This window comes from Streptomyces sp. NPDC002328, assembly GCF_042890065.1.
Taxonomy (GTDB): domain Bacteria; phylum Actinomycetota; class Actinomycetes; order Streptomycetales; family Streptomycetaceae; genus Streptomyces.
In genome coordinates this window covers 288,843-302,024 of sequence record NZ_JBIARQ010000002.1, presented here as the reverse complement: position 1 = coordinate 302,024, position 13,182 = coordinate 288,843, and the positions used below count along the sequence as shown (strand labels likewise).

Annotated in this window: 13 protein-coding genes; 9 read left to right on the top strand and 4 right to left on the bottom strand. The window is 72.6% G+C overall.

The window, feature by feature from the left end:
- The first annotated feature begins 73 nt into the window (after positions 1-73).
- On the top strand, positions 74-1,087 hold the full coding sequence (trpS, locus tag ACFYX4_RS07715) for a tryptophan--tRNA ligase (protein WP_389327590.1): 1,014 nt from the start codon (positions 74-76) through the stop codon (positions 1,085-1,087).
- Positions 1,088-1,238: 151 nt separating this feature from the next.
- Positions 1,239-1,817 (top strand): 2'-5' RNA ligase family protein, encoded by a 579-nt coding sequence (locus tag ACFYX4_RS07710; RefSeq protein WP_389327587.1) that lies wholly within the window; start codon positions 1,239-1,241, stop codon positions 1,815-1,817.
- Between the two features lie 25 nt (positions 1,818-1,842).
- On the opposite strand, the gene ACFYX4_RS07705 is transcribed toward ACFYX4_RS07710, so the two are convergent.
- Both ACFYX4_RS07705 and ACFYX4_RS07700 read right to left on the bottom strand, forming a co-directional pair.
- Complete coding sequence (locus ACFYX4_RS07705) at positions 1,843-2,598, bottom strand: decaprenylphospho-beta-D-erythro-pentofuranosid-2-ulose 2-reductase (protein ID WP_389327584.1); 756 nt, start codon at positions 2,596-2,598, stop codon at positions 1,843-1,845.
- Positions 2,595-4,004, bottom strand: coding sequence for an FAD-binding protein (locus ACFYX4_RS07700; RefSeq protein ID WP_389327581.1), 1,410 nt, complete (start codon positions 4,002-4,004; stop codon positions 2,595-2,597). Before ACFYX4_RS07700 ends, ACFYX4_RS07705 begins: the two co-directional genes overlap by 4 nt.
- 132 nt (positions 4,005-4,136) lie before the next feature.
- Here ACFYX4_RS07700 and ACFYX4_RS07695 point away from each other — a divergent pair, with 132 nt between their 5' ends.
- The 3 genes from ACFYX4_RS07695 to ACFYX4_RS07685 all read left to right on the top strand — a co-directional run bounded on the left by ACFYX4_RS07695 (position 4,137) and on the right by ACFYX4_RS07685 (position 6,701).
- On the top strand, positions 4,137-4,697 hold the full coding sequence (locus ACFYX4_RS07695; RefSeq protein ID WP_389327578.1) for a phosphatase PAP2 family protein: 561 nt from the start codon (positions 4,137-4,139) through the stop codon (positions 4,695-4,697).
- A 22-nt stretch (positions 4,698-4,719) separates the two neighbouring features.
- Complete coding sequence (locus tag ACFYX4_RS07690) at positions 4,720-5,622, top strand: decaprenyl-phosphate phosphoribosyltransferase (protein ID WP_389328638.1); 903 nt, start codon at positions 4,720-4,722, stop codon at positions 5,620-5,622.
- 119 nt (positions 5,623-5,741) lie between these two features.
- Positions 5,742-6,701 (top strand): YihY/virulence factor BrkB family protein, encoded by a 960-nt coding sequence (locus ACFYX4_RS07685; RefSeq protein WP_389327575.1) that lies wholly within the window; start codon positions 5,742-5,744, stop codon positions 6,699-6,701.
- On the opposite strand, the gene ACFYX4_RS07680 is transcribed toward ACFYX4_RS07685, so the two are convergent.
- A complete protein-coding gene (locus ACFYX4_RS07680) occupies positions 6,655-8,052 on the bottom strand; it encodes a D-alanyl-D-alanine carboxypeptidase family protein (RefSeq protein ID WP_389327572.1) in 1,398 nt (465 codons plus the stop codon). The genes ACFYX4_RS07685 and ACFYX4_RS07680 overlap by 47 nt on opposite strands.
- A 91-nt stretch (positions 8,053-8,143) precedes the next feature.
- Between ACFYX4_RS07680 and ACFYX4_RS07675 the strand changes: the two genes are divergently transcribed.
- The 4 genes from ACFYX4_RS07675 (at position 8,144) to ACFYX4_RS07660 (ending at position 12,171) form a co-directional block, all read left to right on the top strand.
- The gene (locus ACFYX4_RS07675; protein ID WP_389327569.1) at positions 8,144-8,383 is read left to right on the top strand and encodes an SCO4848 family membrane protein; all 240 of its coding nucleotides are present in this window, start codon (positions 8,144-8,146) and stop codon (positions 8,381-8,383) included.
- A gap of 130 nt (positions 8,384-8,513) precedes the next feature.
- The gene (locus ACFYX4_RS07670) at positions 8,514-9,890 is read left to right on the top strand and encodes a metallophosphoesterase (protein WP_389327566.1); all 1,377 of its coding nucleotides are present in this window, start codon (positions 8,514-8,516) and stop codon (positions 9,888-9,890) included.
- A 213-nt stretch (positions 9,891-10,103) separates the two neighbouring features.
- Positions 10,104-11,642 (top strand): ABC transporter substrate-binding protein, encoded by a 1,539-nt coding sequence (locus ACFYX4_RS07665; RefSeq protein WP_389327564.1) that lies wholly within the window; start codon positions 10,104-10,106, stop codon positions 11,640-11,642.
- 121 nt (positions 11,643-11,763) lie between these two features.
- Positions 11,764-12,171 (top strand): ATP-binding protein, encoded by a 408-nt coding sequence (locus tag ACFYX4_RS07660; protein WP_389327562.1) that lies wholly within the window; start codon positions 11,764-11,766, stop codon positions 12,169-12,171.
- A gap of 192 nt (positions 12,172-12,363) precedes the next feature.
- On the opposite strand, the gene ACFYX4_RS07655 is transcribed toward ACFYX4_RS07660, so the two are convergent.
- Positions 12,364-13,173 carry a TetR family transcriptional regulator gene (locus ACFYX4_RS07655; RefSeq protein ID WP_389327559.1) on the bottom strand — a complete coding sequence of 270 codons (810 nt, stop codon included), beginning with the start codon at positions 13,171-13,173 and terminating at the stop codon, positions 12,364-12,366.
- Positions 13,174-13,182 lie beyond the last annotated feature (9 nt).

The window sequence follows — 13,182 nt, the reverse complement described above, 5'->3', positions numbered from 1 at the left end:
CGGTTCCCACCCGTGGGGCATCTGTTTCCGCCAGGTTCCGGAGTGGGTCCGGACACCTGAGAGAATGGTGGACATGGCCTCTGACCGACCCCGTGTGCTCTCCGGAATCCAGCCCACCGCAGGCTCGTTCCACCTCGGCAACTACCTCGGCGCCGTCCGCCAGTGGGTGGCCCTCCAGGAGTCGCACGACGCCTTCTACATGGTCGTCGACCTGCACGCGATCACGGTGCCGCAGGACCCGAAGGAGCTGGTCGCCAACACGCGGCTGGCCGCCGCGCAGCTCCTCGCCGCCGGACTCGACCCGGACCGCTGCACGCTGTTCGTGCAGAGCCACGTCCCCGAGCACGCGCAGCTCGCCTGGATCATGAACTGCCTCACCGGCTTCGGCGAGGCGTCGCGGATGACGCAGTTCAAGGACAAGTCCGCCAAGCAGGGCGCCGACCGCGCCTCCGTCGGCCTGTTCACGTACCCCATCCTCCAGGTCGCCGACATCCTGCTCTACCAGGCCAACGAGGTCCCCGTCGGCGAGGACCAGCGCCAGCACATCGAGCTGACCCGTGACCTCGCCGAGCGCTTCAACGGCCGTTTCGGCGAGACCTTCACCGTCCCGAAGCCGTACATCCTCCGCGAGGCCGCGAAGATCTACGATCTCCAGGAGCCGTCGATCAAGATGAGCAAGTCGGCGTCCACGCCGAAGGGCCTCATCAACCTGCTCGACGAGCCGAAGGCCACCGCGAAGAAGGTCAAGAGCGCCGTCACCGACACCGACACGGTCGTCCGCTACGACACCGAGAACAAGCCGGGCGTCAGCAACCTCCTCACCATCTACTCGACGCTCACCGGCACGAGCATCCCGGAGCTGGAGCAGCGCTACGAGGGCAAGCTCTACGGCGCGCTCAAGACGGACCTCGCCGAGGTCGTCGTCGACTTCGTGACCCCGTTCCGCGACCGCACCCAGCAGTACCTGGACGACCCGGAGACGCTGGACTCGCTGCTCGCCAAGGGCGCCGAGAAGGCGCGCGCCGTCGCCGCGGAGACCCTGTCCCAGGCGTACGAGAGGGTGGGCTTCCTGCCCGCGAAGCACTGAGGGCGCACCACCGCACGCCCCTTCCGCCGGGCAGAGCGCTGCACATCACTTCGGCTGCGCCTGCCCAGGGCACAGCCGTGGCCGTACAGTCGATAGACGTACGACTGAGCACGCGTGCGAGAGCACGCTTGACACGACGACAGGAGACGACGTGGGGACCGTAACGATCGGCGTGTCGATCGCGGTCCCGGAGCCTCACGGCAGCCTGCTCCAGGAGCGGCGCACGGGCTTCGGCGACGCCGCTGCTCACGGCATCCCCACGCACGTCACCCTGCTCCCGCCGACCGAGGTCGGCTCCGCGGACCTGCCGGCCGTCGAGGCGCATCTGCTGCGGGTCGCCTCGGCCGGCCGCCCCTTCCCGATGCGGCTGTCCGGCACGGGCACCTTCCGGCCCGTGTCGCCGGTGGTGTACGTGCGGATCGTCGAGGGCGCGGCGGCCTGCACCTGGCTCCAGCAGCAGGTCCGCGACCCCGACGGGCCCGTCGCGCGCGAGCTCCAGTTCCCGTACCACCCGCATGTGACCGTGGCGCACGGCATCGACGAGGCGGCCATGGACCGTGCCTTCGCGGAGCTCGCCGACTACGAGGCGCAGTGGTCCTGCACCGGCTTCGCCCTCTACGAGCAGGGCGCCGACGGCATCTGGCGCAAGCTCCGCGAGTACCCCTTCGGCGGACCGACAGTGCCCCCACAGGCCGCACACACCGACCGCGACACCCTGCCCGCCCGCTAGCCCGGCCGGAAGCCCCCGGCCCGCCCTAGAGCGGCAGTCTGCGGAAGAGGCCGCGCGGCAGGTGCCGCAGGCCCGACATCACCACGCGCAGCACGCCCGGCACCCACACCGTCTCCGAACGGCGGCGCAGCCCCAGCTCGATCGCCGAGGCGACCGCCTCGGGGGTGGTGGCGAGCGGCGCCTCCTCCAGACCTGCGGTCATCCTCGTCCGCACGAAACCCGGGCGCACGACCATGACGTGGACGCCCGTGCCGTGCAGGGCGTCGCCCAGCCCCTGCGTGAAGGCGTCCAGGCCGGCCTTGCTGGAGCCGTAGATGAAGTTGGCGCGCCGGGCGCGCTCGCCGGCGACGGAGGAGAGGACCACCAGGGAGCCGTGGCCCTGGGACTGCAACGCGCGCGCGGCGACCAGGCCCGCCGACACCGCGCCCGTGTAGTTGGTCTGCGCCACGCGCACGGCGGCCGCCGGTTCGCGTTCGTCGTGCGCCTGGTCGCCGAGCACGCCGAAGGCGAGCAGCACCAGGTCGACGTCGCCCTCCGCGAAGACCTTGCCGAGGACCGTCTCGTGGGACGCGGGGTCGAGCGCGTCGAAGTCGACGGTGTGCACCTGAGCGCCCAGGGCGCGCAGTTCGGCCGCGGCCGACTCCAGGGCGGGCGAAGGACGGCCCGCCAGCCGGACCGTGCGGGTGCGGCGGGCGATCAGACGGCGCGCGGTGGCGAGCGCGATCTCCGACGTGCCGCCGAGGACGAGGAGGGACTGGGGGAGGCCGAAGGCGTCCTTCACGACTGCTCCTGGAGGTTGAGGCGACGGGCGAGGTCGGACACGAACACCCCGCGCGGGTCCAGCTCCGCGCGCAGCGCGCGGAAGTCGTCCAGCCGCGGGTACATCGCGGCGAGCAGCTCCGGCCGCAGCCGGGAGTCCTTGGCGAGGTAGACGCGCCCGCCGGCCGTGACGACCTCCTCGTCCAGCTCGTCGAGGAAGGCGGCGAGGCCGGGCAGGCCCGCCGGGATGTCGAGGGCCAGCGTCCAGCCCGGCCGGGGGAAGGACAGCCAGCCCGGGTCGGCGTCGCCGAAGCGTTTGAGGACGGCGAGGAAGGACGGGCAGCGCCGCCGTGAGATCCGGGCCACGATCCGGCGCAGGGCGTCCTCGTGGCCGTGCCCGACGACGAACTGGTACTGCACGAAGCCGCCGCGGCCGTAGATCCGGTTCCAGTGCGGGACGCCGTCGAGGGGGTGGAAGAAGGCGGAGAGGGTCTGGAGCTCGCCGGTACGCGCGCGTGGGGCCCTGCGGTACCAGAGCTCGTTGAACAGGCCCACGGTGCTGCGGGTGAGCAGGCCCTCGGGCAGGTGCGCGGGGGCGGACGGCAGCCGGGCGGGCCGGAAGGCGAGCGGGGCCCTGCGCGCGCGTGCGGGCAGGGCGGCGAGGGGCGCGTGGTCGCCGCGGGTCAGGACGGCGCGGCCGGTGGCGGCCCCGCGCGCGAGGAGGTCGATCCAGGCGACCGAGTAGCGGTGGCGGTGGTCGGAGGCGGTCAGCCGGGCCATGAGGTCGTCGAGGTCGCTCGCGCGCTCGGTGTCGACCGAGACGAGGCTCGTCTCGACCGGCTGGAGGCGGAGGGTGACGGTGAGGATCACCCCGGTCAGGCCCATGCCGCCGGCGGTCGCGTCGAACAGCGGGGTGCCCCGGCCCACCGTGCGGACCGTGCCGTCGGCGGTGAGCAGCTCCAGCGCGAGGACGTGCCGGGAGAAGGAGCCGGACCCGTGGTGGTTCTTGCCGTGGACGTCGGCGCCGATCGCGCCGCCCACGGTCACATAGCGGGTGCCGGGCGTCACCGGCACGAACCAGCCGAGCGGCAGCAGGACCTCCATCAGGCGGTGCAGGGAGACCCCGGCGTCGCACAGCACGGTGCCGCCGGCCGCGTCGATGACGTGGACGCGGTCCAGCCCCGTCATGTCGAACACCGCGCCGCCGGCGTTCTGCGCCGCGTCCCCGTACGCCCGCCCCAGGCCCCGGGGGATGCCGCCGCGCGTCCCGCAGCCCTGGACGGCGGCCACGGCCTCCTCGTACGTCCGGGGGCGGACCACCCGGGCGACGGAGGGGGCGGTGCGGCCCCATCCGGTGACGGCGACGGCGTCGGCGGCGAGAGGACGAAAGGCGTCGTGAACGGTGCCGGAAGCGGTGTCGGCTGGCATGTCGGCGACCGTATCGCCCCTTATGCGGACGTCTGGATTTGAAACATTACGCTCTACCCGAAACGGGTGATTAATGGGATGTCGCTCGATGAACCGGGAGTTCTGGCCGGGCCGACGGGAACAGTGGGCCACATGGACGACCTGGACGACCTGGACGCCCCGCACCCCGCCGCGACCGGCCTCGATCACCGGATCCTCGCGGCGCTGCGCGCGCACGGCGCGGACCCGCGCGTGGGCGGCGCGGCGCGCGCCCTGTCCTGGGCGGGGGAGCACGGCGCGCTGTGGCTCGCGGCGGGACTCGTGGGCGCCGCCGCGGACGGCGCGCGGCGCGGCGTCTGGCTGCGCGCGACGGCGCTCACCGCGGGCGCGCACCTCGCCAGCATGGGCGTGAAGCGGATCGTCCGCCGTCCGCGCCCCTCCCATGTCGAACCCCTGGTGCGCACCGCCGGCCGGCACTCCTTCCCCAGCTCGCACGCGGCCTCCGCCACCGCCGCGGCCGTCGCCTTCGCCGCCCTGGGCGTGCACGCCGCGCCCCCGCTGGCCGCCGCGATGTGCCTCTCGCGCCTGGTCGTCGGCGTCCACTACCCGTCGGACGTGGCGGCGGGCGCGGCCCTCGGGGCGCTCACGGCGCGCGCGGGAGCGCGCTGGATGAGGGAGGGCGCGCACGGCGCACGGGGAAGCGCCCGTGACTGATCCGACCCCGCTCCCCGCGCCCCTGTTGGAGCAGGGCGTCCGCCGGTGCCCCGTACCGGCACTGGTGCGGGCCGTGCGGCCCAAGCAGTGGGTCAAGAACAGCCTCGTCGTCGCCGCCCCGGCCGCCGCGGGACGGCTCTTCTCCTGGCCGGTCCTCGCCGAACTCGCCCTCGTCTTCGCCCTGTTCACCGCCTGCTCCGCCGCCGTGTATCTGATCAACGACGCCCGCGACGCCGACGCCGACCGCGCCCACCCCACCAAACGGCACCGCCCGGTGGCCGCCGGGCAGCTCCCGGTGCCGGTCGCGTACGCAGTGGGAGGCGCCCTCGCCGTCCTCGCGCCGGTCGTCGCGGCCCGGGTCGCCCCGCCCGCCGTCGCGGCCCTCCTGGCGGCCTACCTCGGCATGCAACTGGCCTACTGCCTCAGCCTGAAGCACGTCCTCGTCGTCGATCTCGTCGTCGTCACCACCGGGTTCCTGATGCGGGCCGTCGTCGGCGGGCTCGCGCTCGGCATCCCGCTGTCGCGCTGGTTCCTGATCACCACCGGCTTCGGGGCGCTGTTCATGGTGTCGGCCAAGCGCTACTCCGAGGCCGTCCGGATGACGGGCCAGGAGGGCGCCACGCGCGCGCTGCTCACCGAGTACACCACCGGATACCTGCGCTTCGTCTGGCAGTTGGCGGCCGGCGTCGCCGTCCTCGGCTATTGCCTGTGGGCCCTGGAGGAGGGCGGCGTCGCGCACACCAGCCTGCTGCCCTGGCGTCAGCTGTCGGTGGTCGCCTTCGTCCTCGCGGTCCTGCGCTACGCCGTCTTCGCCGACCGGGGCACCGCCGGCGAACCCGAGGAGGTCGTCCTCGGCGACCGCCCCCTCGCCGTGATCGGACTGGTCTGGCTGGCCATGTACGGCCTGGCGGTGGCCGATTGGTGAGCGCATGGGCGCTGGAGCGCATGAGCAGGTGAGCGCGCGAGCGCCGTTCCGGGGTAGCCGTACAAGGGCGGGGGCGCCGTTCGGCGCATCGGCCGGATCAACGAGGGCAGAGTCGGATCATGGACTGGCTGAAAAAGCTCCCCGGAATCGGGCCGCTCGTCACGCGCCTGATGGCCACGCACGCGTGGCGGTCGTACGAGCGGCTGGACCGGGTGAAGTGGACGCGGCTCGCCGCCGCGATGACGTTCACCAGCTTCGTCGCGCTCTTCCCGCTGCTGACCCTGGCCGCCACCATCGCCGCCGCCACGCTCGGCAAGGAGCGGCAGGACGAGCTCCAGGACAAGCTCACCGAGCAGGTGCCCGGCATCTCCGACCAGCTGAACATCGACGGCCTGGTGCAGAACGCCGGCACCGTCGGCCTCATCGCCGCCGCCGCCCTGCTGTTCACCGGCGTCGGCTGGGCCGGCTCGACCCGCGAGTGCCTGCGCGCCGTCTGGGAGGTGCCCGACGAGGACGAGAACCCCGTCGTGCGCTACGCCAAGGACCTCGGCATCCTCCTCGGCCTCGGCGGCGCCGTCCTGCTCACCCTCGCCGCCTCCACCGTCGCCTCCGCGATGGTCGGCTGGATCACCCGGCAGCTCGGCATCGACGAGGGCGGCTGGGGCGGCGTCCTGCTGCACGTCGCCGCGTTCCTCGTCGCCGTCCTCGCGGACTTCCTGCTGCTCCTGTACGTCCTCACCCTGCTGCCCGGCGTCGAGCCGACCCGCCGCCGTCTCTTCGTGGCCGCGCTGACCGGCGCGGTCGGCTTCGAACTGCTGAAGCTGCTGCTCAGCGGCTATATGCAGGGCGTCGCCACGAAGAGCATGTACGGCGCGTTCGGCGTGCCCATCGCCCTGCTGCTGTGGATCAACTTCACCTCGAAGCTGGTCCTGTTCAGCGCCGCGTGGACGGCGACGCCCAGCAAGGAGGCGGACGAGGGCGAGGGCGCCGGCAAGGGCGAGGGCCGGGACGCCGGTCCCGGCCCCGGCGAGGTCAGCGGCGGCGGCGCACCAGGTCCGGCAGCGGCCAACGGCGGTTGACCAGGTACGCGGCCCCTGCGAGCAGCACCAGCACCCCGCCGGTGATCGCCATCGCGACCCCGACGCCCCCGGCGCCCTTCTCGGTCACCGCCCCCGCCACGGGCTTCTCGGACACGTTCCCCGCGCCGCCGGCCTGCCCGCCCGCCGAGGCGTCCTCGCCGGACCCGGCCGAGGCGGTCGCCCCGGGCTGGGCGCTGGACTGCGCGGCCCCCTTCGGCGGGACCAGCTCACCGATCGGCCGCACCTTGCCGACCGCCTGGAAACCCCAGTCGAACAGGGCGGCGGTCTCCTTGTAGACCTCGTTGTGGGCGTCCTTCGCCGGGTTCATCACCGTGACCAGCAGCACCCGGCCGTTGCGCTCGGCGACCCCGGTGAAGGTGGCCCCCGCGTTGGTGGTGTTGCCGTTCTTGACGCCGGCGATGCCCTGGTACTGCGAGATGTCGTAGTCGCCGCGCAGCAGCCGGTTGGTGTTCTGGATCTCGAACGTCCCGCGGGACGTCTTGCCCTTCTTGTCCTTCTTCGTCTCGCCCGGGAACTTGGTCCGCACGGTCGAGCAGTACTCCCGGAAGTCCTTCTTCTGGAGCCCGGAGCGGGCGATCAGCGTCAGGTCGTACGCCGAGGAGACCTGGCCGGGAGCGTCGTAGCCGTCGGGCGAGACCACGTAGGTGTCGAGGGCCTGGAGCTCCTCGGCGTGCTCGTTCATCTCCGTCACCGTCTTGGGGATGCCGCCGTTCATCGACGACAGCGCGCGCACGGCGTCGTTGCCGGACATCAGGAACACGCCCATCCAGAGGTCGTGGACCGAGTAGGTCTCGCCCTCTTTTATCCCCACCAGGCTGGAACCGGCGCCGAGGCCCTCCAGGTCCTTCGGCTCGATCTTGTGCTGCTGGGTCCGCGGGAAGCGCGGCAGCACGGTGTCCGCGAACAGCATCTTCAGCGTGCTCGCCGGGGGCAGCCGCCAGTGGGAGTTCTGCGCGGCGAGCACCTCGCCCGACTCGGCGTCCGCGACGATCCACGACCGGGCGGTGATGTTCTTCGGCAGCACCGGCGCGCCGCCCGCCAGGTCGACCTGCGCCCCCGCCTGTCCGAGGCGGGCGCCGCCCACGGTCGACATGCCCGCCGGGGGAGTGGCCGTCGGACTGCTCGACGGCGAGGCCTTGACGGACGGTGAGGCCCCGGCGGACGGCGAAGCGCCGGCCGAGGGGGCGGCGGAGGGGGACGGCGAGACCGGGGCGGACGGTGAGGGCGCCGGGGCCGCCAGGGCCACGGGCGCGGTCAGCACGAGGGACGCGAGGGTCGCGGAGGTGACCAGCAGGGATCGCCTGACGGTCTGCTTCAAGGGTGCGGGCACGACGGAGAACGTACCTGGCGTGCGGGGGGAAGTCCCGCCCCCCTCCCCACCCCGGACACGGAACCGGACACCGGGCGGCGATACTGAAGGCATGAAGCTCAGCCGCCCCGTGTCCTGGTTCCTGCTCGCCTTCGGGGTGTGGAGCTGGGTCATCTGGATCACTTTCGTCAAAAACCTGATCAAGGACGGCAGCGGGCTGGCATTCGAGGACGGCGACCCCACGGCGTACTTCTGGGTGCATCTGCTGCTGGCCGTCGTCTCCTTCGTATTGGGGACGGCCATCGGGGTCATCGGGTTGCGCGGACTGCGCGCACTGCGCCGTACGTCATAGCCGTACGTCACAGCGGGCCCCCACCCCGCTCCCCACCCCCCGCTCCCCACCCCGTTCCTCACCGCACTCCCCTCCCCCTCCCCAACCGCTCCCCACCACCGACACTGCCGACAGCGGGGAATACGACACCGTGGCCATCCTTTTCGTGCTGCTCGTCCTGGCCGTCCTCGTGACAGCCAACTGGTACCTGTGGCGTCGTCTGTTCCGCGACACCACCCGCGCTTCCGGCTGGGTCCGCCGGGGCGGCGCGGCGCTGATCGCGGGCGGCTGGCTCCTGGCGATCGGCGCCCTCGTCGCCGAACGCACCGGCGCCCCCTTCCCGCTCCAGCAGACCCTGGCCTGGCCGGGCTTCCTGTGGCTGGCGCTGTCGATATACCTGCTGCTGGCGGTCGTCGTGGGCGAGGCGGTACGCCCCCTGCTGCTCCGGTACCTGGAGCGACGCGACCGGGCGTCCGGACGGACCGCCGCCGCGCACGAGGACGCCGCCCCGACCGGCACGACGTCGGAAGCCCCGGCGGTCACGGCAGCCGCGCCCACCGCACGCACCACATCCGCCACACCCACCGCAGCCGCCCCGGCCACCGCATCCATCGCGACCCCCGACGCGCCCGCCTCCGCACCGGAAGCGCCCGCCGCCGACGCCCCCGCCGCGTCCGACACCCCTTCCACCCCCGCCGCCACCCCCTCCCGCCGTCTCTTCGTCTCCCGCGTCATCGGCGGGGCCGCCGCTGCCGCCGCCGTGGGGACCGTCGCGCACGGCACCTACGGCGTCCTGCGCGGGCCGAAGGTGAAGCGGGTCACCGTCCCGCTGGCCAAGCTGCCGCGCGCGGCGCACGGTTACCGGATCGCGGTGGTCAGCGACATCCACCTGGGCCCGGTCCTCGGCCGGGGCTTCGCCCAGAAGGTCGTCGACACGATCAACGGCACCCAGCCCGACCTGATCGCCGTCGTCGGCGACATGGTCGACGGCAGCGTGAAGGACCTGGGCCCGGCCGCCGCGCCGCTCGCCCAGCTGAAGGCCCGTCACGGCAGCTTCTTCGTCACCGGCAACCACGAGTACTTCTCCGGCGCCGGCCAGTGGGTCGAGGAGGTGCGCCGCCTCGGGATGCGCCCGCTGGAGAACGCGCGCACGGAGCTGCCCTGGTTCGACCTGGCCGGCGTCAATGACGTCGCGGGCGAGAGCGAGGGCCAGGGCCCGGACTTCGTCAAGGCGCTCGGCGACCGGGACACCGCACGCGCGTGCGTGCTCCTCGCCCACCAGCCCGTCCAGATCCACGACGCCGTCGAGCACGGCGTCGACCTCCAGCTCTCCGGCCACACCCACGGCGGCCAGCTCTGGCCGGGCAACCTCATCGCCGCCGCCGCGAACCCCACCCTCGCGGGCCTCGAACGCTACGGCGACACCCAGCTCTACGTCTCCCGCGGCGCGGGCGCCTGGGGCCCGCCCACGCGCGTGGGCGCGGAGTCCGACATCACGGTGATCGAGCTGGCCTCGCTCCAGGCCTGACGGTGACTCAGAAGCCCTGCCCACAACCTGAGAAGGAACTGTGAAACCCGGCCGAAACAACCGGTCGGTAAGTTCTTTCTCATCTCGCCCGATTCCTCTTCCCCGGCCGAAACCCGTGTGATTGGGTGAGCCCGCCGCCAAGGGGAGCGGCACTTTTCATGTGCCGGGCCCACGGCCCGGGGAGGGCAGGGCACCACCATGCGCTCGGTTCGCATGCGCATCCTCGTCACACTGCTGGTTCTCGCCGTCGTCGGAGTGGGCGGCTGGCAGTTGCTTCCGTCGGGGAGCGGTTCGGGAAAGACCATCACGGTCGGCACGACGGACACCGTCACCTCGCTCGACCCGGCCGGCGCCTACGACGCCGGTTCCTGGGCGCTGTTCAGCAACGTCTTCCAGTCGCTGCTGACCTACGAGCCGGGCGGCGCCGCCCCCGTGCCGGACGCGGCCAAGAGCTGCGCGTTCGCCGCCGGCGGGCTGACGATGTACCAGTGCCGGCTGCGCGACGACCTCACCTTTCCCAGCGGCCGCGAGGTGACCGCCGAGGACGTGAAGTACTCCTTCGACCGGGTGAAGAAGATCGACTCCGAGGTCGGGCCGGCGTCGCTGCTCGCCACGCTGAAGTCGGTGGACGCCCAGGGCGACACCGTCACCTTCCACCTGTCGACGCCGGACGCCACCTTCCCGTTCAAGGTGGCCACCGGGGCCGGCTCGATCGTCGACCGCGAGCGCTACCCGGCGGACGCCCTGCGCGCCGGCGACGGCGTCGACGGCACCGGACCGTACGAGCTCACCGGCTACACCAAGGGCAAGCGCGTCGACCTCACGCCCAACTCCCGCTACCACGGCGCGGTGAGCACCGGACGGCCCGTCGAACTGCGCTACTACGCCGACCCCGAGGCCCTGGACAAGGCGTGGAAGGCCAGGGAGGTCGACGCCGCCACGCGCCAGCTGCCGCCGAGCGTGCTGGCCGCCCTCAACCCCAGCGACCAGAAGCAGCGCGTCACCGAGGCCGACAGCTCCGAGACCCGCAACCTGTACTTCAACACCCGCTCGGGCTCCCCGCTGCACGAGACCGGTGTCCGCAAGGCGGTGGCCTGGCTGATCGACCGCGAGCAGCTCGCGAACTCCGTGTACGACGGCACCGTCGACCCGCTGTACTCGCTGATCCCGACCGGCATCACCGGCCACACCACCTCGTTCTTCGACACCTACCCGGACCAGAACCCGGAGAAGGCGCGCAAGCTGCTCCAGCAGGCCGACGTCAGCATCCCGGTCCGTTTCACCTACGGCTACGGGCTGGGCAGCGGCGTGGCGGAGCAGGAGGCGAAGGAGCTGAAGCGGCAGCTGGAGGCCAGCGGGCTGTTCAAGGTGACCGTCCAGGGCTACGAGTGGACCGAGTTCCAGAAGCGGTGGGCGACCGGCAAGCTCGACGCGTACGCCGTCGGCTGGGTCGCCGACTACCCCGACCCGGACACCTTCGCCGCGCCGCTGGTCGGCACCGGCTCCACCATGAACACCGGCTACAGCGACAAGGCGGTCGACGACTTCATCAAGGACAGCCAGCGGTACGCCGACCGGGGCCGCGTCTTCGAGGACTTCCGCCGACTCCAGGAGATCATCGCCGACGACGTGCCGGTCGTGCCGCTGTGGCAGCGCAAGGAGTACGTCCTGACCAGCGAGGATGTCGGCGGCGGCCAGTATCTGGCGAACGGCGACGGCGTGTTCCGGCTGTGGAAGCTGGACTGGATCTGACCCCGGCGGCCCGATCGGATCTGACCCCGGCTGCCCGGTCGGGGCATGCGCCCCGGTGACACCGGGCAGTCACCCGACGCGGGTCCATGTGGCGGAGGTGTGCGCGGGGTGAGGAGCAGACGTGCTGAGACGCAACGCCTTCCGGTTGCCCCGGCACCCGGCGTCCGTCGGTCTCGCCCGGCGCCGGGTGCGGGACCATCTGGCCGACTGGGGCCACGGCCCGGACGACCCGGCCCTCGGTGACGCCGTGCTGCTCGTCTCCGAGCTGGCCACCAACGTCGTACGCCACGGGCCGCTGCGGGAGCGGGAGTTCGAGGTGGCCGTGACCGCCCTCGCCGACGGCTCCTGCCTCATCGAGGTCTCGGACGAGGGCCGCCACGAGCCGCGCCCCCGTGCGGTCGGCGAATGGGACGAACACGGCCGCGGGCTGCACCTGGTGGAGCACATCGCGGCGGCGTGGGGTGTGTGGAGCAGGGGCCGCCACGGCAAGACGGTATGGGCCCTGATACTGGCCAACAGCCAAACCTGACCACCCCGCCTCCCCCTAGAACCGACCGTCCCCGTCCCGGTTCCCGTCCCCGGCCCGTCCCGGTCCCCGGCCCCGACCCGGTCCCCGGCCCCGACCCTGTGCCCGCCCCTGCCCTCGGCCTCGTCCCGTCCCTGGCCCGTGCTCGTCCCCGGCCCGTGCTCGTCCCCGGCCCGTGCCCGCCCCGGTCCCGGCCTAGTCCCGGTTCTCGTCCCCGGCCTCCGGGTCCGGCTGGCCGTTGTGCTTCTTCGCCGGGTCGGGGAAGGCCTTCGTCATGCCCGGGAGGAAGTCCGTGAACAGTTCGTACACCTCGTGGACCAGCGGCCTCAGCACCCGGAAGCGGGACAGGGCCACTCCGCGCGCGGTGAGGCGTGCGCCGCGCTCCGCGAGGCGGTAGCTGCGCTCGCGCCCCTCCGTTCGGTCGAAGATCCAGTACAGGACGAGCCCCATCTGGGAGAGCCACATCAACTCGGGCAGCGCCTCGCGCAGTTCCTCCGGCACCTTCGCCTTCGACCCGGCGAGCACCTCCTTGTGGACGGCGATCGCCTCCACGCGCGCGTGCTCCGACTCCGAGGAGAAGGGGCTGAGCGGGCTGTCCGGGTCGGCGGCGTTCTTGAAGAACTGCACCGCGAACTCGTGGTACGGCGTGGCCACGTCCAGCCAGACCCGCAGCACCCCCGCCAGCCGGGCCTCCAGGCTCGTCTCCCGCTCCAGCACCCCCCGGATCGCCTCCCGGTGCTCGGCGGCGAGCCGGTCGTAGAAGCCCTGGATCAGGTGCTCCTTGCCGGCGAAGTAGTAGTACGCGTTGCCGACGGAGACCCCGGCCTCCTGGGCGATGGCCCGCATCGTCGTCTTGTCGTACCCGCGCTCCTGGAACAGCCGCATCGCCGTCTCCAGGATCAGCGCCCGGGTCTGCTCGGACTTGGACCTGGCGACGGCCCCGCCCGACTCGGAGGGCTCGGACGGTGCATCGGCCTCGGCGGGGCCGTCGTGGTTCGCGGACACGGAGAGAGC

Bases quoted from the DNA above. Each gene is read 5' to 3' on its own strand.
- ACFYX4_RS07695 (WP_389327578.1), top strand. From the start codon at position 4,137: ATGGACGACCTGGACGACCTGGACGCCCCGCACCCCGCCGCGACCGGC.
- trpS (WP_389327590.1), top strand. From the start codon at position 74: ATGGCCTCTGACCGACCCCGTGTGCTCTCCGGAATCCAGCCCACCGCA.
- ACFYX4_RS07675 (WP_389327569.1), top strand. From the start codon at position 8,144: ATGAAGCTCAGCCGCCCCGTGTCCTGGTTCCTGCTCGCCTTCGGGGTG.
- ACFYX4_RS07685 (WP_389327575.1), top strand. From the start codon at position 5,742: ATGGACTGGCTGAAAAAGCTCCCCGGAATCGGGCCGCTCGTCACGCGC.
- ACFYX4_RS07700 (WP_389327581.1), bottom strand. From the start codon at position 4,004: ATGCCAGCCGACACCGCTTCCGGCACCGTTCACGACGCCTTTCGTCCT.
- ACFYX4_RS07665 (WP_389327564.1), top strand. From the start codon at position 10,104: ATGCGCATCCTCGTCACACTGCTGGTTCTCGCCGTCGTCGGAGTGGGC.